The 24,451-nt window shown below is 39.1% G+C and carries 23 protein-coding genes; 14 read left to right on the top strand and 9 right to left on the bottom strand.

Translation table 11 applies throughout. The annotated features are described in order from the left end of the window. Positions 1-5 precede the first annotated feature (5 nt). The 6 genes from AC07WY_RS07345 to sucD all read left to right on the top strand — a co-directional run bounded on the left by AC07WY_RS07345 (position 6) and on the right by sucD (position 9,111). A complete protein-coding gene (locus AC07WY_RS07345; RefSeq protein ID WP_004717284.1) occupies positions 6-716 on the top strand; it encodes a succinate dehydrogenase iron-sulfur subunit in 711 nt (236 codons plus the stop codon). A 611-nt stretch (positions 717-1,327) separates the two neighbouring features. Beyond that, the gene (locus AC07WY_RS07340) at positions 1,328-4,165 is read left to right on the top strand and encodes a 2-oxoglutarate dehydrogenase E1 component (RefSeq protein WP_004717282.1); all 2,838 of its coding nucleotides are present in this window, start codon (positions 1,328-1,330) and stop codon (positions 4,163-4,165) included. Further along, on the top strand, positions 4,165-5,379 hold the full coding sequence (odhB, locus tag AC07WY_RS07335) for a 2-oxoglutarate dehydrogenase complex dihydrolipoyllysine-residue succinyltransferase (protein ID WP_004717280.1): 1,215 nt from the start codon (positions 4,165-4,167) through the stop codon (positions 5,377-5,379). Before AC07WY_RS07340 ends, odhB begins: the two co-directional genes overlap by 1 nt. A gap of 60 nt (positions 5,380-5,439) precedes the next feature. Continuing rightward, positions 5,440-6,873: a dihydrolipoyl dehydrogenase gene (gene lpdA / locus AC07WY_RS07330; RefSeq protein WP_494736062.1), complete on the top strand. Its 1,434-nt coding sequence runs from the start codon at positions 5,440-5,442 to the stop codon at positions 6,871-6,873. Between the two features lie 168 nt (positions 6,874-7,041). Continuing rightward, the gene (sucC, locus tag AC07WY_RS07325; RefSeq protein WP_004717276.1) at positions 7,042-8,208 is read left to right on the top strand and encodes an ADP-forming succinate--CoA ligase subunit beta; all 1,167 of its coding nucleotides are present in this window, start codon (positions 7,042-7,044) and stop codon (positions 8,206-8,208) included. Between the two features lie 12 nt (positions 8,209-8,220). After that, on the top strand, positions 8,221-9,111 hold the full coding sequence (sucD, locus tag AC07WY_RS07320; protein WP_004717274.1) for a succinate--CoA ligase subunit alpha: 891 nt from the start codon (positions 8,221-8,223) through the stop codon (positions 9,109-9,111). 149 nt (positions 9,112-9,260) lie between these two features. Here sucD and AC07WY_RS07315 read toward each other — a convergent pair whose 3' ends face one another. Then, positions 9,261-10,022, bottom strand: coding sequence for a 3-oxoacyl-ACP reductase (locus AC07WY_RS07315; RefSeq protein ID WP_494736061.1), 762 nt, complete (start codon positions 10,020-10,022; stop codon positions 9,261-9,263). Between the two features lie 375 nt (positions 10,023-10,397). On the opposite strand from AC07WY_RS07315, the gene AC07WY_RS07310 reads away from it, so the two are divergent. Beyond that, a complete protein-coding gene (locus tag AC07WY_RS07310; RefSeq protein WP_494736060.1) occupies positions 10,398-11,018 on the top strand; it encodes a hypothetical protein in 621 nt (206 codons plus the stop codon). A gap of 138 nt (positions 11,019-11,156) precedes the next feature. Further along, a complete protein-coding gene (locus AC07WY_RS07305; protein WP_004823192.1) occupies positions 11,157-11,357 on the top strand; it encodes a hypothetical protein in 201 nt (66 codons plus the stop codon). A gap of 159 nt (positions 11,358-11,516) precedes the next feature. Here the strand turns inward: AC07WY_RS07305 and rsmD are convergent, their stop codons facing one another. Then, on the bottom strand, positions 11,517-12,065 hold the full coding sequence (gene rsmD / locus AC07WY_RS07300; protein WP_035371214.1) for a 16S rRNA (guanine(966)-N(2))-methyltransferase RsmD: 549 nt from the start codon (positions 12,063-12,065) through the stop codon (positions 11,517-11,519). A gap of 4 nt (positions 12,066-12,069) precedes the next feature. Continuing rightward, positions 12,070-14,139 (bottom strand): penicillin-binding protein 2, encoded by a 2,070-nt coding sequence (gene mrdA / locus AC07WY_RS07295; RefSeq protein ID WP_262086607.1) that lies wholly within the window; start codon positions 14,137-14,139, stop codon positions 12,070-12,072. 347 nt (positions 14,140-14,486) lie between these two features. On the opposite strand from mrdA, the gene AC07WY_RS07290 reads away from it, so the two are divergent. The 5 genes from AC07WY_RS07290 (at position 14,487) to AC07WY_RS07270 (ending at position 17,985) form a co-directional block, all read left to right on the top strand. Next, positions 14,487-15,026, top strand: a complete 540-nt coding sequence (locus AC07WY_RS07290) for a hypothetical protein (RefSeq protein WP_004823189.1) — start codon at positions 14,487-14,489, stop codon at positions 15,024-15,026. A 61-nt stretch (positions 15,027-15,087) separates the two neighbouring features. Further along, positions 15,088-16,404, top strand: coding sequence for a DUF445 domain-containing protein (locus tag AC07WY_RS07285; RefSeq protein ID WP_004717262.1), 1,317 nt, complete (start codon positions 15,088-15,090; stop codon positions 16,402-16,404). 83 nt (positions 16,405-16,487) lie between these two features. Continuing rightward, a complete protein-coding gene (gene adk / locus AC07WY_RS07280; RefSeq protein ID WP_004717260.1) occupies positions 16,488-17,141 on the top strand; it encodes an adenylate kinase in 654 nt (217 codons plus the stop codon). Between the two features lie 91 nt (positions 17,142-17,232). Beyond that, complete coding sequence (locus tag AC07WY_RS07275; protein ID WP_151956223.1) at positions 17,233-17,448, top strand: hypothetical protein; 216 nt, start codon at positions 17,233-17,235, stop codon at positions 17,446-17,448. A gap of 186 nt (positions 17,449-17,634) precedes the next feature. Further along, positions 17,635-17,985: an SH3 domain-containing protein gene (locus tag AC07WY_RS07270; RefSeq protein ID WP_262086606.1), complete on the top strand. Its 351-nt coding sequence runs from the start codon at positions 17,635-17,637 to the stop codon at positions 17,983-17,985. 118 nt (positions 17,986-18,103) lie between these two features. Here AC07WY_RS07270 and nth read toward each other — a convergent pair whose 3' ends face one another. Together nth and AC07WY_RS07260 are read right to left on the bottom strand one after the other, a co-directional pair. Further along, a complete protein-coding gene (gene nth / locus AC07WY_RS07265) occupies positions 18,104-18,781 on the bottom strand; it encodes an endonuclease III (protein ID WP_034612511.1) in 678 nt (225 codons plus the stop codon). Then, a complete protein-coding gene (locus AC07WY_RS07260) occupies positions 18,781-19,581 on the bottom strand; it encodes an RnfABCDGE type electron transport complex subunit B (RefSeq protein ID WP_494736059.1) in 801 nt (266 codons plus the stop codon). Before AC07WY_RS07260 ends, nth begins: the two co-directional genes overlap by 1 nt. Positions 19,582-19,926: 345 nt before the next feature. Between AC07WY_RS07260 and gdhA the strand changes: the two genes are divergently transcribed. After that, positions 19,927-21,270 (top strand): NADP-specific glutamate dehydrogenase, encoded by a 1,344-nt coding sequence (gdhA, locus tag AC07WY_RS07255; protein ID WP_004823182.1) that lies wholly within the window; start codon positions 19,927-19,929, stop codon positions 21,268-21,270. Positions 21,271-21,349: 79 nt separating this feature from the next. On the opposite strand, the gene AC07WY_RS07250 is transcribed toward gdhA, so the two are convergent. From AC07WY_RS07250 to rlmH, 4 genes are all read right to left on the bottom strand, one after another. Then, the gene (locus tag AC07WY_RS07250; RefSeq protein ID WP_262086604.1) at positions 21,350-21,766 is read right to left on the bottom strand and encodes a DUF4377 domain-containing protein; all 417 of its coding nucleotides are present in this window, start codon (positions 21,764-21,766) and stop codon (positions 21,350-21,352) included. Positions 21,767-22,043: 277 nt separating this feature from the next. After that, positions 22,044-22,814 (bottom strand): META and DUF4377 domain-containing protein, encoded by a 771-nt coding sequence (locus tag AC07WY_RS07245; protein WP_004717248.1) that lies wholly within the window; start codon positions 22,812-22,814, stop codon positions 22,044-22,046. A 167-nt stretch (positions 22,815-22,981) separates the two neighbouring features. Then, complete coding sequence (locus AC07WY_RS07240) at positions 22,982-23,758, bottom strand: dioxygenase family protein (protein ID WP_004717246.1); 777 nt, start codon at positions 23,756-23,758, stop codon at positions 22,982-22,984. A 126-nt stretch (positions 23,759-23,884) separates the two neighbouring features. Then, a complete protein-coding gene (rlmH, locus tag AC07WY_RS07235; RefSeq protein WP_004717243.1) occupies positions 23,885-24,367 on the bottom strand; it encodes a 23S rRNA (pseudouridine(1915)-N(3))-methyltransferase RlmH in 483 nt (160 codons plus the stop codon). Positions 24,368-24,451 lie beyond the last annotated feature (84 nt).

Below are 24,451 nucleotides of genomic sequence, written 5' to 3'. Positions count from 1 at the left end.
ATAAGATGAGTAGAGGTACACGTACATTCGAAATCTACCGCTATGATCCTGATAAGGATAAAGCACCGTATATGCAGACTTTTAAACTAGAGTTGACGGATAAGCATCGTATGTTGCTTGACGCGCTTTTAGCATTAAAAGTTCAAGACGAATCATTAACATTCCGTCGTTCTTGCCGTGAAGGTATTTGCGGTTCAGATGGTGTGAATATCAATGGTAAAAATGGTCTTGCGTGTTTATGGAACCTGAACGATTTACCTGAAAAAATCGTCATTCGTCCATTACCTGGTCTGCCTGTGGTTAAAGATTTAGTTGTGGATATGAATCAGTTCTACGATCAGTATGACAAAATTCATCCATTCTTAATCAATAATCAACCTGCACCACCAAAAGAGCGTTTACAATCTCCAGAAGAGCGTGAGCACTTAAATGGTTTGTATGAATGTATTCTTTGTGCATGTTGTTCAACATCATGCCCATCATTCTGGTGGAACCCGGATAAATTCTTGGGTCCTTCAGCATTGTTGAATGCATACCGTTTCATTATTGATTCTCGTGATACTGCGACACAAGATCGTTTATCACGTCTTGATGACCCATTCTCATTATTCCGTTGTAAAGGGATTATGAACTGTGTGTCTGTATGTCCGAAAGGTTTGAATCCAACAAAAGCGATCGGTCATATCCGTAGCATGTTGCTCGATCAAGCGGGTTAATACGATGTGAAAAAAGGGCGTGCATCTTGGGATGTACGCTCTTTTTTTATTGGATTTTTAATGAGATGGTTGTTTTTTGTTCGAGTGAATGGGATCTAAGCTTTAAGCATTGAAAAAGTATCAACAGACCCGATATAAATGGATGGATAATAATAGATTATTTCTTGTATGTATTTCGCTAATTTATAGGTGGTATGTGTCAAAAAAATCAATTGAAGTGACAGATCATGTTACGATTTAACAAACCACTATATGTGAAAAACACACCATGTTTTTGGTACATTTTTTCTACATAAGTGTGATCCAGATCAGTTTATAAATAATTTTATAAGCAAAGATTAGAACCGCTTTAGAAAAAGCAAAAAAGCCTTTGTTTTTTCTAAGTCGATTTGCAAAAAATTGCTCAGCTTCGGTTGAGTATATAAGTGAGTGATGATGCCATTGAGGGCGTTATGATTCATTGTATGCATTAGTAAAAGCTAATGTTTATAACGCCCCTTGGTCATGAGTATCTGATGGGTGAATGTCAATTTACCGATTTGGCATTATCAATCATGGGAGTGCTTAAAAAGCACCCTCTAATGTTTTTGCAATAGGAAATGGGTCCACAAATGCAAGAAGTTGCTGACGCATTGCGTCTTGATACTGAACTTTCCGCTGATAGTGCAGCGTATATTGAAGAGCTTTACGAACAGTACCTTTCTTCTCCAACCTCAGTAGGTGAGGATTGGCGTCAATATTTCGATAAATTCCCTAAAGGTGACCAACCACACGGAAACATTCGTGAGCAATTCTTATTATTAGGTCGTAATTCAAGTCGTGTTCAGCCTGTTGTGCAAAGTGAAGTAAGTACTGAGCATGAACGTCGTCAAATCGGTGTTTTGCAACTAATTGCAGCATACCGTAACCGTGGTCATCAAAAAGCGAAGCTTGATCCACTAGGTTTGGCTAAACGTGAAGATGTGCCAGATTTAGATCTTGCTGCACATGGTTTAACCAAGTCTGACCTAGATACAGTTTTCAATGCTGGAAATTTGGCGATTGGTAAAACTGAAGCAACTTTAGGTGAGATGGTTAGCGCAATGGAGGCAACATACTGTGCTTCTATTGGTGCTGAATATATGCACATTGTTGACACCAAAGAAAAACGCTGGATTCAACAACGTCTTGAAGGTGCACGCGGTCAGTTCGGTTTCTCGGCAGATCAAAAGAAACACGTACTTGAACGTTTAACTGCTGCTGAAGGCTTAGAAAAATTCCTCGGCAATAAGTATGTTGGTGCGAAGCGTTTTGGTGTAGAGGGTGGTGAATCTTTCATTCCAATGGTAAACGAACTTATTCAACGTGCAGGTTCTGTAGGTTGTAAAGAAGTCGTAATTGGGATGCCACACCGTGGTCGTTTAAACTTACTTGTGAACATCATGGGTAAAAACCCAGCTGATTTGTTTGGTGAGTTTGAAGGTAAAACTTTAGCTAAAAAAGGTTCAGGTGACGTTAAGTATCACCAAGGTTTCTCATCAAATGTGATGACACCTGGTGGTGAAGTTCACTTGGCTTTGGCATTTAACCCATCGCATTTAGAAATTGTTGGTCCTGTGGTTGAAGGTTCAGTTCGTGCACGCCAAGTACGTCGTAAAGACATTGGTGGTGATGACGTATTGCCTGTAATCGTACATGGTGATGCTGCATTTGCTGGTCAAGGTGTCAACCAAGAAACCTTCCAAATGTCACAAACGCGTGGTTATACCGTAGGTGGTACGGTTCATATCGTAGTCAACAACCAAGTTGGTTTTACTACATCTGATCCACGTGATGCACGTTCTACAGAATACTGTACTGACATTGCAAAAATGATTCAGGCGCCAATTTTCCATGTAAATGGTGATGACCCAGAATCTGTATTGTTTGTTGCGCAATTGGCACATGATTTCCGTCATACATTCCGTAAAGATGTTGTGATTGACATGTTCTGTTATCGTCGTCGTGGTCATAACGAAGCAGATGAGCCAGCAGCAACACAACCAATGATGTATCAAGTGATCAATAAAAAAGCGACTACACGTACGCTTTATGCGGATCAATTGGTACAAGAAAAAGTATTAGATCGTTCTGATGCAGATGCTTTAGTTGAAAAATATCGTGAAGATCTTGAAGCAGGTAACCATGTTGCGAATGCTCTGGTGCTTGAACCAAATGATAAAATGTTTGTGGACTGGAAACCGTATCTAGGCCATGAATATACAGATGTTTGGGATACGACTTTCCCAATCGAACGCTTAAAAGAAATTGGTACAAAAATGCGCGAATTACCGGAAGGTTTCGTGATGCAACGCCAAGTGTCTAAAGTGATCGATGAGCGTTTGAAAATGCAAACTGGTGAAATGCCATTAAACTGGGGTGCAGCAGAAACTTTAGCTTATGCTTCTATCCTTGATGATGGTTTCTTGGTGCGTTTGACTGGTGAAGATGTTGGTCGTGGTACATTCTCACACCGTCATGCTAAGCTACATAACCAAGTTGATGGTTCGGTTTATATTCCACTGTGTCATATCAAAGAAAACCAGCCACGTACTGCAATTTATGACTCATTATTGTCAGAAATGGCTGTGCTTGCATTTGAATATGGTTATGCAACAACATTGCCAAAAAGCTTGGTAATCTGGGAAGCTCAGTTCGGTGACTTTGCAAACTGTGCGCAAGTGGTTATTGATCAATTCATCTCATCGGGTGAAACCAAATGGGAACGTGTGTGTGGTTTAACATTACTTCTTCCACATGGTTATGAAGGTCAAGGTCCTGAGCATTCATCTGCACGTCTTGAGCGTTTCTTACAGTTATGTGCTGAAGAAAACATGCAAGTGATTACACCAACGACACCTGCACAGATTTTCCATGCAATGCGTCGTCAGGCAATTCGCCCAATTCGTAAGCCAATGATTGTGACTTCACCGAAGTCATTGCTTCGTCATAAACTTGCAACTTCAACTTTGGAAGAGCTTGCAACTGGTACATTCCAGACTGTGATTGATGAAGTGGATCAAATCAACAAACAAGATGTAACACGTGTTGTACTTTGTGGTGGTAAAGTTTATTACGACTTACTTGAAAAACGTCGTGAAGAAAACTTGAACATTGCAGTGGTACGTGTTGAACAATTGTACCCATACCCAGAAAAACGTCTTGCTGAAGTGCTTGCGACATATCCAAACATAAAAGAACTTGTTTGGTGTCAAGAAGAACCGAAGAACCAAGGCGCATGGTTATTCATTGCTCCTCGTTTATACGAAGGTGTAATGAAGTCTGCTCTACAAGTTCAAATTAGCTATGCAGGACGTGAAGCTTCAGCTGCACCTGCATGTGGCTCACCATATTTGCATGCAAAACAACAAGCTCAGCTCGTGAATGACGCACTTGCGATCGTAGCTGAACAATCAGGAGAATCTAAATAATGGCAACCGAAATTAAAGCACCGGTGTTCCCAGAGTCAGTTGCTGACGGAACAATTGCAACTTGGCACAAACAACCAGGTGAAGCGGTATCACGTGATGAAGTCATCTGTGATATTGAAACGGATAAAGTTGTTTTAGAAGTTGTTGCTCCTGCTGATGGTACTATCTCTGCGATCATCAAAAATGAAGGTGACACTGTTCTTTCTTCTGAAGTTATTGCGACATTTGAAGAAGGTGCTGTTTCTGGCGCTACTCAAACTCAAGCAGTTCAATCTGAAGAGAAAGTAGAACAAGCTGCGGCACAAACTCAAGCGGGTAATGCACCTGTTGTTGAACGTGCTCAAGTACAAGATCAAGCACCTGCAGTACGTAAAGCTTTAACTGAAACAGGTATTGCTGCTGCGGATGTAGATGGTACTGGTCGTGGTGGTCGTATCACCAAAGAAGATGTTGCAAATCATCAAACTAAACCAGCTGCTGCAGCTGTAACACCATTAAGCGTTGCTGTTGGTGAGCGTATCGAGAAACGTGTTCCAATGACACGTTTACGTAAGCGTGTTGCTGAACGTCTTCTTGCTGCTACACAACAAACTGCGATGTTGACTACGTTTAACGAAGTTAACATGAAACCTGTGATGGAAATGCGTAAGCAATATAAAGATGCTTTCGAAAAACGTCATGGTGCACGTTTAGGCTTTATGTCATTCTTTGTTAAAGCTGTAACTGAAGCACTTAAACGCTATCCTGCGGTAAATGCTTCAATCGACGGTGATGATATTGTTTATCATGGTTACTATGATATCGGTGTTGCGGTTTCTTCTGATCGTGGTTTAGTGGTTCCAGTATTACGTAATACTGACCGTATGAACTATGCTGAAGTTGAATCAGGTATTGGTGCGTATGCTGCAAAAGCACGTGAAGGTAAATTAGCAATTGAAGATATGACTGGTGGTACTTTCACAATTACCAACGGTGGTACTTTCGGTTCATTACTTTCAACGCCTATTTTGAACCAACCACAAACTGCTATTTTAGGTATGCACAAAATCCAAGAGCGTCCTATGGCTGTAAATGGTCAAGTTGAAATTCTTCCAATGATGTACTTAGCGCTTTCTTATGACCATCGTATGATTGATGGTAAAGAAGCTGTAGGCTTCTTGGTAACTGTTAAAGAGTTACTTGAAGAGCCAGCTAAACTAATCCTTGACCTTTAATTCTTTAGAATAACAACACGAGTTTAGAGTGATCCTTTAAACTCGTTTTTGGAGATAAGCATGTCTCAGTTTGATTTAGTGGTAATCGGCGGTGGGCCAGGTGGTTATGAAGCGGCAATTCGTGCTGCTCAACTTGGTTTCAAAGTTGCGTGTATCGAAAAACGTGTACACAAAGGTAAGCCATCTTTAGGTGGTACTTGCTTAAACGTAGGTTGTATTCCTTCTAAAGCACTTTTAGATTCTTCTCATCACTATGAAGACACTCTTCATGGCTTAGATGTTCATGGTATTACAGTTGAAAATGTCCAACTTGATCTTCAAAAGCTTCTTGCTCGTAAAGACAAAGTTGTAGATAACTTAACTGGCGGTGTTGCTCAATTGCTGAAAGGCAATGGTATCGAGTGGTTACAAGGTACGGGTAAACTACTTGCTGGTAAAAAAGTTGAATTCACACCATTAGAGGGTGGTGATGTTCAAGTTTTAGAACCTAAATTCGTAATTCTTGCAACTGGTTCTGTACCTGTAAATATTCCTGTAGCAAAAGTTGATGAAGACCTTATCGTTGATTCAACAGGTGCGTTAGAATTCCAAGAAGTGCCTAAACGTTTAGGTGTAATTGGTGCAGGCGTAATCGGACTAGAACTTGGTTCAGTATGGCGTCGTCTTGGCTCTGAAGTTGTTGTGTTTGAAGCATTAGATGCATTCTTACCAATGGCGGATAAAGCGTTGGCGAAAGATTATCAAAAACTTTTAACAAAACAAGGTTTAGATATTCGTATTGGCGCTAAAGTTTCAGGTACTGAAGTGAATGGTCGTGAAGTGACTGTTCAATATAACCAAGCAGGCGAAGATAAAACTCAAACTTTTGATAAATTAATCGTTTGTGTTGGCCGTAAAGCCTATGCAGAAGGTTTATTGGCTGAAGATTCAGGCATTAAATTAACTGAACGTGGTTTGGTTGAAGTAAACGATTGGTGTGCAACGTCTATTGACGGTGTATATGCAATTGGTGACTTGGTACGTGGTCCAATGCTTGCGCATAAAGCAATGGAAGAAGGTGTAATGGCAGTTGAGCGTATGCATGGTCATGCTGCTCAAGTGAATTATGACACCATTATTTCAGTGATTTATACACACCCTGAAGCTGCGTGGGTAGGTTTGACTGAAGAGCAAGCTAAAGAGAAAGGCCATGACGTTAAAACTGGTCAATTCCCATTTGCTGTGAATGGTCGTGCTTTAGCTGCCAATGAATCTGCTGGATTTGTGAAGTTTGTTGCAGATGCAAAAACGGATCGTTTATTGGGTATGCATATCATTGGTCCTGGTGCTTCTGACATTGTTCACCAAGGTATGATTGCACTTGAATTTGTATCTTCAGTTGAAGATTTACAATTGATGACTTTTGGTCACCCAACTTATTCTGAAGTCGTTCATGAAGCAGCGCTTGCTGTTGATGGGCGTGCGATTCACGCGATTCAGCGTAAACGTAAATAACACAAAAATGAGCGGTTTCGACCGCTCTTTTTACTTTTGATGGTTGTTTTTGATTGAATAATCATCTAAAAATAAAAGAACAAACTTTAATAAATGCCGATAGTTATTGCGATGGAAGTCTAATTATTGGTGTGTCATAACAATGTGAAAAGTAGTAAAAGGTAAAACATGAATCTACATGAGTATCAAGCGAAAACGCTGTTAAAAAAATATGGTATGCCAGTTCAAGAAGGCATTTTAATCACTACGCCCGAAGAAGCATCTGCTGCCTTTGAGCAAATTAGTGGCAAATTCGCTGTGATGAAGGCCCAAGTCCATGCAGGTGGTCGTGGTAAAGCGGGTGGCGTAAAAGTTGTTAAGTCAAAAGAAGAAGCAGCTGAATATGCAAAAAGCCTGTTAGGTACTCGTTTAGTCACGTATCAAACAGATGCCAATGGTCAGCCGGTAAATAGTATCCTTGTTTGTGAAGATGTTTATCCTGTAGAACGTGAATTGTATTTAGGTGCAGTGGTTGACCGTTCTAGTCGTCGTGTGACATTCATGGCGTCTACAGAGGGTGGCGTAGAAATTGAAAAAGTTGCTGAAGAAACACCTGAAAAAATTATTAAAGTCGAAGTAGATCCATTGGTTGGTTTACTGCCATTTCAAGCGCGTGATGTTGGTTTCCAATTGGGTTTAAAAGATAAGCAAATCAGCCAATTTGTAACCATCATGACAGGTGCGTACAAAGCATTTGTTGAAAATGACTTTGCGCTATTTGAAATTAATCCACTTTCAGTTCGTGAAAATGGCGAAATCTTATGTGTAGATGCCAAAGTCGGTATCGACTCAAATGCACTTTATCGTTTGCCTGAAATTGCTGCGATGCGTGATAAATCTCAAGAAAATGAGCGTGAGTTAAAAGCATCTGAATTTGACCTTAACTATGTTGCTTTAGAAGGCAATATCGGTTGTATGGTGAATGGTGCTGGTCTTGCGATGGCAACAATGGATATCATCAAACTGTATGGTGGTCAGCCAGCAAACTTCCTTGATGTTGGTGGCGGTGCGACCAAAGATCGCGTCATTGAAGCATTTAAAATTATTCTTTCAGACTCATCTGTACAAGGTGTGTTGATCAATATTTTTGGTGGTATCGTACGTTGTGACATGATTGCTGAAGCGATTATTGCAGCGGTTCAAGAAGTAAATGTAACCGTACCTGTGGTTGTTCGTTTAGAAGGGAACAATGCAGAATTAGGTGCTAAATTACTTGATGAATCAGGTCTAAAATTAATTTCTGCGAACGGTTTAGCTGATGCCGCAGAAAAAGTTGTTGCTGCTGTGAAAGCGTAAGGAGTATCAATCATGAGCGTATTAGTTAATAAAGACACAAAAGTATTGGTACAAGGCTTTACAGGTAAGAATGGTACATTCCATTCTGAGCAATCAATTGCATACGGTACAAAAGTAGTTGGTGGCGTAACACCGGGTAAAGGTGGTCAAACTCATATTGGTCTACCTGTTTTCAATACAATGCGTGAAGCGGTAAAAGAAACGGGTGCAAATGCAACATCAATTTATGTACCTGCTCCATTTGTACTGGATTCAATTGTTGAAGCAGTAGATTCTGGTATTGAGTTAATCGTGGTGATCACCGAAGGTGTTCCAACCTTAGACATGTTAAAAGCGAAACGTTACCTTGAAACTTATGGTAATAATGCACGTTTAATCGGTCCAAACTGTCCAGGTATTATCACACCAGGTGAATGTAAAATTGGGATTATGCCAGGCCATATTCATCAACCAGGTAAAATCGGGATCATTTCTCGTTCTGGTACATTGACTTATGAAGCAGTTGCTCAAACCACTAAGCTTGGTTTAGGTCAGTCTACTTGTATTGGTATCGGTGGTGATCCGATTCCAGGTATGAACCAAATTGACTGCTTAAAACTTTTCCAAGAAGATCCACAAACAGAAGCAATCATCATGATTGGTGAAATTGGTGGTAGTGCGGAAGAAGAAGCTGCTGAGTATATTCAATCTAATGTGACTAAACCTGTTGTTGGTTATATTGCGGGTGTAACAGCGCCTAAAGGTAAGCGTATGGGTCACGCAGGAGCGATTATCTCTGGTGGTAAAGGTACTGCTGAAGAGAAGTTTGCTGCATTTGAAAAAGCGGGTATGGCATATACGCGTAGCCCAGCTGAACTTGGTTCAACTATGTTTGATGTCTTAAAAAAGAAAGGCTTAGTTTAATTCAAAGTTTAAATTTTTAAGCTAAAAAATGGGAGCCAATCGGCTCCCATTTTTATTGGTTGTAGAGTATTGGTTGTAGCTTCTTGATGGTTAGTGTTTAATCTTGTGATCAAGATAAAGGAGATTTATATAAGATGGGTGATCTGTGATTAGCCTTTGACTAAACCACCATCCACAATCAAATTTTGTCCTGTTACAGCGCGTGACCACGGTGATAAAAACATCAGTACGGCATCTGCAAACTGCTCAGGTGTGGTGACTTCTTGCAAGGGCGTAGAGGCAGCGATCAAATCAAACACTTGATCAGGTGTTGCACTGCTGGCATCAGTCTTACGTAATAGACCACCTGAAAGCATATTTACATTAATGCCATACTGACCTAAATCATGTGAAGTGGTGCGGGTAAAGGCCAAAAGTGCTGCTTTAGCTGCAGTATAATCATGATAAGGAACCACAGGATTCTGTACAAGATTGGTTCCAATATTGATGATTCGACCAAAATGATCTTTTTTCATATCTTCTAGTGCAGCTTGGGTGGTGTTTAAAGCGGCTTTTACTGCACTGTCCAATTGTTGTTGCATACTGTGCCAGCTCAACGTTTCAACTTTTGGACGTAGATCACCATCAAATTTAAATGCCAATAGCGCATTATTAATCACTGAGGTGATTGCATGTCCATAATGCAGTTTTGCCTTTTTAAACATCGTGTTGACTTGATCTGTATCAGTTACATCTGCTTTGTAAATAAAAACCTGTTCGGCATGTTCCTTAGCAAGTTGTTGTGCGGATTCTTCACTATTGAAATAATTCACCACAACTCTTGCGCCTTCACGAATCAAAGCATGGGTAATTGCAAGTCCTAGACCACGTGCGCCACCAGTTACTAGAATAATTTGATCTCGTATTTCCATGTTCAAATCAACTCGTTTGATATCAATTTAATTTTAGCACTTTTATCGATCAGACACTTCGATTGAGAGATGAGTTACAAAGTTTATCAATTGCACCGATGCAAAATTAAAAATATAAAAAATATCTAGAGGAATTTAAGCATCTTAGTGCATTAATTACATATGAATATTCAAATAATTAAACTTTTTAAATCCTATCGATGAAATGATGGCTAAGAATGATAGTGGATTGGTTTAACATATTGATCATATTATCTATAATTAAAATGAAACGCATTTTATATTGGATGTGCTTTATCCATTCTGATCTATATGTAGGCTACAATTAGGCTGATCATTTAAGTTACTTATAAACAAATAGAGGAGACAACCATCTTGTTTTTTGATTGGTATAACTCCGATAAAAATGATGAATTGATTAGACCAACCATGCGACCTATTTACCTGCTCAATTTAATGGTCATGTATATATTTTTTATAAACTCAAATGTTTATGCTTTTGATGATCTGGCACTTATGCCAGAAGAGGCACAAAATCAAGTTGTAGAATATCAAGATGAATTATTAGGACAACCAGATCAATTGCAAGATGAGCAAATATTTAAAATTGAAAATCAAGAAAATAGCCTAAGTAATACTGAAATGACCACTGAGCGAAATGATATTTTTTTTGAACAAGATCAATTGCAAAAAAAGTTAGCAGAACAGCATGAGCATGAATTGGCAGATTATTCAATTTTAACCAATAAATTTTATGAAAATGAGCGTATTCGTGTGTTTAATTATACTGCTTATAATGTACAACAATTAAAGACCTCATTGCTCAATCCTTCAAATGATAATCCTGCGTCAAGTGAGCTTTATCTTTCTTTTGGTTATGGTATTGAATTTAAGATCAATGCTTTAAACAAAGTGGGTTATGAATACATCTCTAGTTTTCCTTATGATCGTGGTCAACTATTGCGTCTGTTTTGGATTAGAACGCTGACCTATTAATCATAAATATCTTATCGATCATTTTTTATTACCATGAAGAAATCATGGTGGAAATACTACAACTTGAAACATAAGCTTGTTTAGCACTACACATTAAAAGATTAACTTAAACAAAATGAGATGAAGAGGTGAGTCATCATGTTAAATAAAGTTATTGTGTTGGGTGTAGTTGCTATTTCATTAACTGGCTGTATTGTTGCACCATTTGATGATGGTCATCGAGGTGGTCATGGTCGTTATGATCAGCGACATGATTCGGATCATCGCTGGGATCAGCGTCGTGATGGTCGTTATGACCGAGATCGCAATGATCGTGACTGGAATTGGAAAGGGCGTTAATTCTTTATCTTAAATATGAAAATGGGCAATCTATGCCCATTTTTTAATTAATTTTTTTTTGTAGGGTGGCACTGTTGCACTTTACATTGAAAGTTTAAATATATTTGTGTAGGCAATACTGCCCTTTTTTCGTAGGGGATACCGCAGGAGAGCAATACCCTAGATTATTTTTTTAAATAAACCTGCTTGTACTACACCAGCTTTGGTTTGTTTCTGTAATTGCCATGTTGAAGGTAAATTCAGTTGATTTAAGCCACGATCCGCTTCTACATAAATCAATGCTTGATCAGATAAGTATTGATCTGCCTTTTGAGCCAATTCATCCCATAAATTCAAACTATAGGGTGGATCTAAAAACATTAAATCAAACTGTTCATTTAAATTAGATAAGGCTTGTTGTGCTGTTTGAATTTTCAGCTGACAGTTTTCAGCTTTAAGCAACTGAATATTGTCTTTTAAAAATTTAGCTTGCGTGGCATTGGGTTCAATCATGATGACATGACGTGCACCACGTGAAAGTGCTTCAAATCCTAAAGCACCTGAACCAGCACAAAGATCTAAGACTTTGGCATTTTGAATATCCCACATTAGCCAGTTAAACAATGTTTCACGTACTCGATCAGGGGTAGGACGTAAACCATCGATATCAGCAAAAGGAAGAACTCGACGTTTCCATTCTCCACCAATAATACGTAATTGGTTTTTCACTTTATTATTCACTGATATCAGCCTCAGGTACAGGTGGAGGAGTGGGTTGAGCTGTGGTCGTATTATGACCTTGAGCTGGTATACGGTTTTGGCTAGCCGTATTGGACTGTGTATTTGGCTTAGGTTTAGGCAAGGCATTTGGATCTGCTGCAAGTGAAACATCACCACTTGGCAGTTCACCCGGTTTGATGCCTGCTGTCATTAAGCCACCACTGACTTGATGGTTAAGCGGTACAATTGGATTCTTTTTGCGAGTCAGCAACCAGTAATCAAACACAGGACGAGCAATCTTAGCGGCAGAACCACCATGCTTACCATTTTCCCAAATCACGGCAATGGCAATTTCAGGGTTTTCAGCAGGTGCAAAGCCAACAAATAAACCGTGGTCTAACTGGCGTGCTGAAAGTGCAGCTTCATTATAGCGTTTGCCTTGGGCAATACTCTTGACCTGTGCTGTACCGGTTTTACCTGCGATTTGGTACATTGGTGTACGGATACCACGACCTGTACCTGTTTGAATAACATCAACCATTGCATCACGCATTTTAATCCAGTCTTCATCTGTACCACTGAAGTTGATTTTTCCTGTCGGGGCATTGAGTACTTCATGCTTTTTCGCCCCTTTGGATTCACGTAATACATGCGGTGTGACATGTGCACCGTGGTTGGCGGTAATTGCTGTTGCCATCGCAAGTTGTAATGGAGTCGCAGTAAACGCACCTTGACCAATACTGACAGAAATGGTTTCACCTTTGAGCCATTTGCTTTTTCGGGTACGCATTTTCCATTCAGGACTTGGATATAGACCTGTACTTTCGCTTGGTAAATCTACTCCGGTTTTTTCACCGAAACCAAATTGGCGCATCCATTCATTCATGCGATCTATACCCATCTGGTAAGACAAGATATAGAAGTAAGTATCACAAGAAACCACAATGGATTTATGTAAGTTGACTGAGCCATGTCCAGTCTTTTTCCAGTCACGGAATTTATGTGAATCACCGGGTAAATGGAAATAGCCAGGATCGGAAATAGCAGTTCCCCAATCCACCGTTTTAAAGTGAATACCGCCTAAGCCTTCCATCGGCTTAATGGTAGAGCCGGGAGGGTAAGTTCCTTGGACCGCACGGTTATAGAGCGGTTGATCTAGGTTGTCACGCAAGGCTGTATAGTCTGCATGTCCAATACCTGTTACAAATAAGTTCGGGTTAAAACTTGGGCTTGACACCAGTGCTAATATTTCACCAGTACGTGGGTCAATTGCGACGATTGCACCACGACGATCTTTAAGCTGTTCTGCTGCAATGGTTTGCAGACCATAATCGAGTGAAAGATATAAATCATTGCCTCGAGTTGACTCTTTACGGCCTAAATGACGTAAGACATTACCATGTGCATCGGCTTCAATCGATTCATAACCAGGAACACCATGCAGTAAATCTTCATAGGATTTTTCTACACCAATTTTCCCGATCAGGTTGGTTCCAGCATAACTATCTTTATCAATTGCCTTGAGTTCTTTATCGTTAATACGACCCACATAGCCAATAACATGGGCAAATAGCTCACCATGTGGATAATAGCGGGTCATTTGTGTTTCGATATCAACACCCGGAAATTGAAACTTGACTTCACTAAAGCGCGCAATATCTTGTTCTGTTAGGTTAAGCTTTAAGGTGACTCGTTCTGTTTTTTTAGAGGCTTTAATCCGACTGTTAAAACGGTCAATATCTTCTTGACTCAGATTTAAAATTGGAATTAAACGTTTAACTGTATCATCTATATCTTCGACATCGGCTTTGCTGAGGGTTGCAGTAAAAACAGGGTAGTTATCTGCCAGTAAAATCCCATTACGATCATAAATATAGCCACGTGCTGGTGCGATAGGCTGGAGTCGAATACGGTTTTTATCTGATGCTTCACTAAATTCTTGATGATGAAAAATTTGCAGATAAGCATAACGTGCAACCAGAAGGCACATAAAAAATGAAACAATACCAATCGCAAAAAAGACACGACTACGAAAGATGCGTTTTTCTTGTTGGACATTTTTTAGAGGAAACTGCTGCTTCATACGTCGTCGGCTTTAGTACTTAAAGATGGGTGAATTTAGGGGTCAAACATTTTACCCCAGATTGAGTCTTAAAAATTAAAAAACACAAATAACTCATCAAAATATATTTTAACTCAATCTCTGCAACAAATTTGTTGTGCCTTATGCAGGGCCGTTGACATTTCACCTGAAAAATACGCATCGTTGTAAACATTGAGAAATTGCCAACAGAGCCTGTATGGATTTGACCTTAGCGACATTAAATTTATAGCGTTTTGTATATGAGTGCCAAAATAATTCTGTTAAAGTCGAGCCTTAAGGATAAATAGATTCGACCTAAGTTAAGATTAGGGATAATGGAGAAAATAATGAAAAAAATCTTTCCCTTATTAATGTTAGTAGCTGTCGGAAATTTCGCGCATGCTGATGTTAAAGATTATTTGCCAGATATGAAGGGAATTTTACCAGAGGCAAAGTTTAAGCCTGAAGATGCTTCTAAATGGAATATCGGTGCGGGTGTAACGCAACAGATGGTCCATGCGAATGGTGAATGGGTAAATCCTTATGGAATTGCGTATACTAAATTAGGTGTTTTTTATAATGGCGACCATGAATTTGCTGGTCAAGTCGGCTATAGAATTCCTGTAGTATTAAATGGTAAAGATAAAAATGGATTCTATCTTGGGGTCTATGGCGGAACACTTAAAAGTAAAAAAGTGGACGGAAGTGATGAAGTCCAATATGGTGGTGGTGCCGATTTATCTTATGTTTTATTGAATAAAGAGCGTATAAGTACATTTAGTGTGGGGATGGGTGCAGGTAGTGAACTTCATAATAAAAATGGAGATATGGTCCTGGAAACTCGTCCACAAATACAATTTGCTTATACCTTAAGTGTCGGGTTCTAAAGTTTTTATGATTTTATCCATATCCTTCGACCGCAAATAGAAATAAATACGAGAGTCATGCATGTTGGAATACGTTAATGGTTTGTGGCACGCTTTTACAGCTCGACCTGATCATCTTGCCATTTTAAGTATCATCCCAGTGACAGCCTTTGTAACGTGGGCACACGTTTGGATGGCACTGAAAATGGTATTTTATCCAATCACGTTTTGGGGGTTTCATATTGGTCCCTTACCCGTGGGTTGGCAAGGGATTGTGCCACGCAAAGCTGGGCGAATTTCAGGCATCATCACAGACAATACATTATCCAAACTGGGTTCTTTGCGTGAATTTTTAGATGCAATGGACCCTGAAGATATGGCTCGGATTATCGGTGAACAAGTTGGTTTTGAGCTTGAGCATTTGATTGATGAGGTGATGTTAGATCGTAATGCTGTTTTGTGGGAAAACTTACCTTATTCGATTAAACGACGAATTTATGGTCAAGCGCATAAACAATTGCCGGGTGTCTTAAGAGAACTCGTGACCGAACTGACCATGAACGTCGAGTCACTGGTCAACATGCGGGATATGGTCGTTACTCAAATGGAAGGCGATCGCCGTTTGATGGTCCGTATGTTTTTAAAAGTTGGGCAAAAAGAAATTAACTTTATTTGGCATATTAGTGCTGTAATCGGGAGTTTCTTTGGTATTTTCCAAATGTTTGTTTATGTCTTTGTACCACAACATTGGACGGTACCTTTCTTTGCAGCAGTTTGGGGCTTTTTAACCAACTGGATTGCAATCTGGATGGTTTTCAATCCAGTAGAGCCACATTACGTACGCTATCCACAATTTTTTGAACGTACAAAAGATCGAAAATTTCCATGGATTAAACCTGTTATTCCAAGAATTGGCACTTATAATGTTCAGGGTGCGTTTATGAAGCGCCAAGAAGAAGTGTCAGATGTTTTTGCAAGTGTCGTGACTGAAGATTTGATTACGTTAAAATCAATCATGACTGAAATGATGTATGGTCCTAAGAAAGAAAAAACCCGTCGTATTGTAAAGCGTCATATTAACGAAATTATGGAAACTCCATTGGTTCGGACCTCTTTACAATTGTCTTTAGGACTAAAAGAGTATGCAAAACTCAAGACAGACTTGATTGATCGGTCAATTGAAATTACGATGGTGCCTGTTTGCGACCCTGCGTTTAATGCGAGCCGTGCACAGAAAATTTTTCAGATGTTTAAAGAGCGGATTAGAGAGTTAACCCCAAAAGAGTTTCAAAACCTGTTACGTCCTGCATTTCAGGAAGACGAATGGATTTTGATTGTACTCGGTGGTGTGACTGGATTTTTTGCTGGTCTAATACATTTATTTGTGGCTTTCTTATAAATTTGATGCCATTACGATGATAAGTTTTAATTTGTCATGGCAAACGGTATCATACATATTGTTTTAAATGAGGATGTTTTTTTATGCGCATTATATTACTCGGACCACCTGGAGCAGGTAAAGGTACACAAGCTCAGTTGATCTGTAAGCGCTACAATGTCCCACAAATTTCAACCGGTGATATGCTCCGTGCTGCAATTCGTGAAGGTACTGAATTAGGTCTTAAAGCTAAAAGTGTAATGGAATCAGGTGGTTTAGTATCTGATGAGCTTATTATCGGTTTAGTGAAAGAACGTATTGCACAACCTGATTGTGTAAATGGTTGTATTTTCGATGGTTTCCCACGTACGATTCCTCAAGCTGAGGCTTTAGAGAACGAAGGGATTAGCATTGACCATGTAATCGAAATTGAAGTACCAGACGAAGAAATCGTAAAACGTCTTTCTGGTCGTCGTCAGCATCCAGCATCTGGTCGTGTTTATCACACGATTTATAACCCACCGAAAGTGGAAGGTAAAGATGATGAAACTGGCGAAGATCTTGTGCAACGTCCAGATGACGAAGAAGCAACGATTCGTAAGCGTTTAGGCTCTTATCATAATGAAACTGAACAGCTTGTTGGTTTCTATCAAGGACGTGCAGCTTCTGGGGAAAATGCACCGACTTATAATAAATTGAACGGTTTACGTCCAATAGAAGATGTCCAAAAAGATTTATTTGCGATTTTAGATAAATAAGATCGCATTCAAAGCATTTTTTTAAGCTTTGACAATAACAGAGACCTGATTCATATTAGGTCTCTTTTTTTTTGCAAGAGTGGCGTAAAGAGTGAAGTTCGTATTAATTGCCTTGGTCATTTTGAGTATATTGCTTCTTTTGGGCTTATTGTATATGAGCTTTAAATTGCTACGCAAAGCACAAAAAGAAGAGCTTCAGCAACGCCGTGAAATGAGAAAATCAGGCAATTACCAAGTGCATCCACAGGTGGCTGAAGAGTGGAAACGGCTTAAAAAGTTAAAGAAAGATTTGGAAAATAAAAAGTAAAATAAACAGGGAGATTCATGCTGAGGATAAATTAATCCTTATCTATCATCGCGCTTCATTCTTCCAAATTGATGAATTTAACTGATGAATTTGTATGATTGAGATGTGTAAGCAATTAATTCTAAGTGTTTTGTTTATCCATCTACATTAAATTCAAAGCATTCATATTATAAGAAGACTGTCTAAATGAAATTGATTGCCATAGCAGCACATCGTAGCGAATATTTAGAGCCTATTCATTTTTCAAAGGGGACTTTGCTGAACATAGGCGAAAAGTATCAAGGCTCGGAGAATTGGGACAATTGGTATTTCTGCACAGTCGACAATGGATTAGAGGGGTGGGTTCCTACTCAAATCATTGAATGGATCAATAAGCATCAAGGCTATGCAATCGCAGATTACACAGCGAAAGAACTCAATGTAGATCATGGCGATCTATTGCTTGGAGAAGAACAACTAAATGGCTGGATTTGGTGTAGCAGATTATCTGATGATCAGTCTGGTTGGGTGCCCTTAGAGGTATTAAGTCAGATTTGATTGAGAACTATTTTAAGATGCTAGCTGCTTCTTCAGAAAATAACTTCCTTAGAAAAATGACAAAGCATGATCTTAATTAAACGATGATTATGCTTTGCTAAAATCTCTTGTTTATTCGCTACTTCGTTTTGACTTCGCGTGCAGCGCCAAACTCATATTTATCAGGCCAATTACAAACATCTGACACAATACATTCATTGCATTTAGGTTTACGTGCAATACAGCAGTAGCGGCCATGTAAAATTAACCAATGATGCGAGTCTATAATAAATTCTTTTGGAATCACTTTAATTAAACGATGTTCGACCTCAAGCACGTTTTTACCTACTGCCAGTCCAGTGCGATTGCCAAGACGGAAGATATGCGTATCTACAGCCATTGTAGGCTGACCAAAGGCGGTATTCAGTACAACATTGGCAGTCTTACGACCTACGCCGGGTAAGGCTTCTAAATCAGCACGATTGTCTGGAACTTGGCTATTGTGCTTCTCAATTAAAATCTTACAAGCTTTAATCACATTTTCAGCTTTGGCATTATATAAACCGATGGTTTTAATATATTGCTTTAAACCATCTACACCCAATGCATAAATCTGTTCAGGAGTATTGGCGACAGGGAATAACTTATCAGTGGCTTTGTTGACACTTACATCTGTGGCTTGAGCCGATAAGGTAACGGCGACAAGCAACTCAAATGGGTTTGAGTAATTGAGTTCTGTTTTAGGATTTGGGCGTTGCTCACGTAATCGTTCAAAGAAAATCTGAATCTGCTTTTTGGTCATATTCTTTACAGTCATTATGCATCCTCTTGCAAAACAGATAACTGTTGAATCAATTCATTTAATTGATGTTGCTTATTTTCATCTGCTCGAACACTCAATTGTTTCTCTAGTTTTTTAATTTGAGTCCGTAGTTTAGCCAATTCAATGGTGGTTTTCGCATCTGTAACAATTGGATTTTTTATTGTGGGTTGGTTGATTTCAATGGTAGGTAAAGCCTGACTTTGCTGTGTTATTTGTGCAAAGAGTTCAGTGTCGATTTCTGCACGAACCACAGGGCCTTTACGATGGATACGTTGTTTTTCTTCACGTTGAATATGTGCATAGTAACGACCACGTAAGTCATTTTGTTCTAAGAGACGTTGTTCGTCAGTTGGAATAGGCTGAATGTCTTCAACTAAATCAATGCAATCTACTGGACAGGGAGCAATGCATAGTTCACAGCCAGTGCATAGATCTGTAAGTACGGTATGCATCAGTTTACCAGAACCAATAATGGCATCTACAGGGCAAGCACTGATGCATTTGGTACAACCAATACATTCATCTTCACGAATAATGGCTTTCATGCGTTGTGGACGGCCATCGCTTTGAATTGGCCAGACACTTGGTTCAGCAATGAGTTTATTACGATTGAGTATATCCGCAAGCGCATCTGCAACAGGTTGCCCACCTGGCACACATTTATTGGCTTCTTCGCCTTTTTCTACAATAGATTTTGCATAAGGTAGACACCCATCACGGTGACCACAGAGTCCACATTGTGTTTGTGGCAAAATGGCATCTATTTGCTGAATGAAGGAAAGCGATGAATTCATGTGAATAAAACTTTAAAGAAAAATGAACAAATGCTTGGTAAAAGCGAAGAATATTTTGCAATTTTAGCATGTTTTGTAGTGAAAATCTTTGCTCTAATTTGGCGCTAAGAATGCGCTAATTTAGATCAAAATATCGAATATTTTTTGGTTAAAAACGCCAACAAATTGACATTTTATTTGGGGTTGATTAGAAATTATCATATTGAATTTAAATATTATTTGAAAAAACATTTGAAAAAAGGTTGTGGATTATATACAAAAGGGATTAAATACTTTGCGCCAAAATTTATCATTTTATTAAAAGGGTTGACCTTTTTTGTATCATTTTCTGCTGAGGAATGAGCGTTGAAATATAATAGCCTGAATGACTTTTTAAATTACGTTAAAGCACGTGATCCAAATCAACCAGAGTTTTTACAAGCTGTGGAAGAAGTTATGACCAGTTTGTGGCCATTTATTGAGAAAAACCCAGAATATGCTGAGCACGGTTTGCTTGAACGTCTTGTTGAGCCAGAACGAGCGATTCAATTCCGTGTTTCATGGGTAGATGACAAGGGTCAAACTCAAGTTAACCGTGCTTTTCGTGTTCAATATAATTCTGCTATTGGTCCATTTAAAGGCGGCATGCGGTTTCACCCATCTGTAAATCTTTCTATTTTAAAATTTTTAGGTTTTGAGCAGACGTTTAAAAATGCCTTGACCACACTGCCTATGGGCGGTGGTAAAGGTGGTTCTGATTTCGATCCGAAAGGCAAGTCAGACGGCGAGATCATGCGTTTTTGCCAAGCATTAATCATCGAACTTTACCGTCATCTTGGTTCTAATACAGATATTCCAGCAGGGGATATTGGTGTGGGTGGTCGTGAAGTAGGTTACATGGCGGGTATGATGAAAAAGCTCAGTAATGACACTTCATGTGTATTTACGGGTAAAGGTTCATCATTCGGTGGTTCTTTGGCTCGCCCAGAAGCAACAGGTTTTGGTACAGTTTATTTTGCTGAAGAAATGCTAAAAACTCGTGGTGAAAGCTTCAAAGATAAAATTGTGGTGATTTCAGGTTCGGGCAATGTTGCGCAGTTTGCTGCAGAAAAAGCCATGTACTTAGGTGCGAAAGTGGTTTCATTATCTGACTCAAACGGTACAGTACATGTAAAAAATGGCTTTACTAATGAGCTTCTTGCTGAAGTGATGGAACTTAAAAACGTAAAACGTGGACGTATTTCTGAGTTTGCTTCAAAACACGGTTTTGAATATTTAGAAGGTCAACGCCCTTGGTCAATTCAGTGTGATATTGCATTGCCATGCGCAACTCAAAATGAATTAAATGAAGAAGATGCAGATGTACTGCTTGCCAATGGTGTAATCTGTGTTGCTGAAGGTGCCAATATGCCTTCAACACTAGAAGCTGTAGAAAAATTTGTAGAAGCAAAAATCCTTTATGCACCAGGTAAAGCGTCAAATGCAGGTGGTGTTGCCACTTCTGGTCTTGAAATGTCACAAAATTCGATTCGTTTGGGGTGGACATTTGAAGAAGTGGATGAGCGCCTACATGCAATTATGAAAGAAATTCATCGTAACTGTGTGAAATACGGTACTCAAGCTGATGGTACAGTGAACTATGTAAATGGTGCAAATATTGCTGGTTTCGTCAAAGTTGCCGATGCAATGTTAGCGCAAGGCGTATTCTAATCTCAGTTTGATTTTGAACTTAGAACCGATGCTTTTGCATCGGTTTTTTATTTGAGCGATTTGAAAAACAGCGACAAGCTTATTTGCTCGGAATGGTTTCAACAATTGAGTCGAGTTCATATTGGTATTGAGACTGATCAGCTGCAGGATTGGCAATTTCTGTGCGTTTGACCTTAATAATTTGAGTAGACTTTGAATTATGGGTAAAGCCGTCAATAGAGTCATAAAAATAACTCGCTTCTTTCTCAGTATAATTCTTTTGACCAGTTTCGCTCAATGTTAATTCACGAACTAAAAGACAGGTTTGTGGTGCAACACCAGTACAAGGTCGAGTTTCAGGACCGACCTCTAAAAAAATAATTTGTGGTTGAGTTGCTGTATTTGAAACTTGGGTCTCTATAGATGCAGGCGTTGGAACTTTTTGAGTTGTGGATTCTTGGCTACATGCCATGACGAGCAACGGTAAGAGTAGTGCAATGCTTAATTTGTGATTCATGATTTTACCTTTATCGATCTTGCTGTATTAAAAAATGAGCTTTGCTGCAATCACTATGGATTGCTTAAGTTTCTATTATTGAGTGTATATATTCACTGTTTTTTTTAATTATTGTTCAATATTAGATGTTCTGCATCGATTAAAATAAAGATGCAAAGTTTAAGATAGAAATGTTTTGATAGTCTGATTGAAAAAGCATAAAACTGATTTAAATCTAGGTGTTTATAAATAGTTAAACAAAGAAAAGCTGAAGTTGAACTTCAGCTTTTCTATACAATTATTTTACAGTTTCACGTTCGATAATCATGTCTTGTACATAAGCGTATTTAGACTGATCAGCAGCAGGGTTTTTAATCTCATAACGTTTTACACGAACCACTTGGCGCTCAGCAGGGCTATGAGTAAAGCCTTCGATTTGGTCATAGAAATATGTCCAATCTTTATCTACTTGGGTTTTTACACCATTGTCAGCATATTTGATTTCGCGTACTTGTAAGCACTGCATTTTTCTTACACCAGCAGAACATTCTTTAGTTTCTGGGCTGATTTCTAAGAAAATTGTTTCACCTTGGCTTTGGTATTTAGTTTCAGGTGTCATTTTACCTGTAAATACAACTTTACCACCTGTCGCGTTTACCAAAGTAAGCGTTGGGCTTTCAGTGTTTGCTGTATCGAGTACAAATGCTGTTTTATTTGATTGGAACAATGCCGCAGCAAAACTTTCTTGTTTCATTAATTCAGGAGAACACATCATATTGGTTGATGCGATATTGCCAGTAACCAATAAACCATTTTCAACTTTTGCACTGGTCATTAGTCGGTTACAGCCAGTCGCAACACTTAGACGTTGGTCTGCAAAATTAAGTACGATAGGTTGTTTGGTATCTGCTGGTTGATAAGACCATTGATAAGCATTTAATGTTTGCTCTGCATTACCTTGTTGTTGTAATACTTTCACAGCGGTATCACCCAATTTTTGAATATCGCCAGATTGGCAAGCCGCTAGGGCTAAAGGAAGTACAGCTAATGCTAAATATTTGAATTTCATATTCTATTCACGTTTTAAAAAAACTATGCATAGGATAAACCATGAAACACTAAAAGATATGGATACAATTTATTAATTCGGTTTCAATATGTATCCATATAACTAAAAGTTAAACAATAATTAACAAATTGTTATCATTTCTGCTGAATTTTGATCAATCAGGTTCTTTAGTCAAAACGATAAATATCCATACCTAGCGCGCCCATTGAAAAACTACTGTGCACAATACTAAAGCGATGGCCTGTACCCATGGCGAAAAAAAGAGGCGCAAAGTGCTCAAGTGTTGGGTGATTTTTCTGTAGATAAGGAATGCTATCCCATTCCAATACAGCATCATAATTACTATGGTTGAGTTTGCTCACCACATAATTTCTAAATGTAGATGCCCATTCAGGCACATTCTCATCTTTGCCGTTCCATGACAATTCTCTTAAATTGTGAGTGATACTGCCTGAACCAATCAATAAAATTTGTTTTTCACGGAGTGGAGCAAGTGCTTGACCAATTTGGTAGATCTGATCAGCATGCATATTCATCGGTAAAGAAATTTCAATGACTGGAATATCTGCCTCAGGATACATATGTAATAAAGGCATCCATACACCATGATCACGAGGTCGAGTACTATTTGCATGTGCAGGGAGGTGAGCTTCAGCCAAGAGATGTAGAATTTCTTCCGCCAATTCAGGATTTCCTGGTGCGGGATAGCGAATCTCATACAACGCTTGAGGAAAACCACGAAAGTCATGCCATGTTTCAGGGCGTACACCTGTATTGACTTCTAAAGCCTCACTTTCCCAGTGGGCAGACATCACCACGATGGCTTGTGGTTTTGGCAAATTTAGACCAAGACGATGTAGTGCAGGACCGACTTGTTCAGGATCTAGCGCAAGCATGGGGGAGCCATGTGAAATGAATAAACCTGGGAGTGTTTGTAAGTTCATACCTTTGTGCCTAAATGATCATTGAATACAGCGTGAATTGCCCATTCTAGCTAAAATGTATGCTCTGAATAAGCCTTTTATTTCAACAGACTGTTTCATCAATGCAACTTTTGCCCAATTACATGACTAGCCTGCACGATGATACGGATGATTATGGTTAATACTCATCGCACGATAAAGTTGTTCAATCAGCATAACCCGAACCAATGGATGGGGCAGAGTTAGTTTTGACAGTGACCAGTGCCAAGCAGCAGCTTTTCGCACGGCTTCAGAATGCCCATCTGGTCCGCCAATGGCCAGTGCAACATCATAACCTTCAAGCATCCAGCCTTTCATGGTTTCAGCCAGCTTTTCAGTACTAAATTCACGTCCGCCCACTTCAAGTGCAATCAATACTTCATTGTGTTTCAGTTGGCTAAGAATACTATCGCCCTCAATTTGGCGATATTTTAAAATATCTGCTTCGGAATCATTTTTGCCACGCTTTGCCATCGGGAGTTCAATAATTTGCGTCTGTACAAAAGGTTGGATTCTTTTGAAGTAATCCTCAAAACCAGTTAATACCCAAGCAGGCATTTTTTGACCAATGGTCAGAATACGGATTTTCATATTAACAATTTCTAACGTGGTAATTGCATCATTATAGCGTGATATTGGTTATTCTCAGGCGTACAACAAGAACTGAATGTCTAA

The sequence above is a fragment of the Acinetobacter sp. GW821-FHT01C12 genome, assembly GCF_059422625.1.
This window is presented reverse-complemented; position numbering and strand designations above follow the sequence as displayed.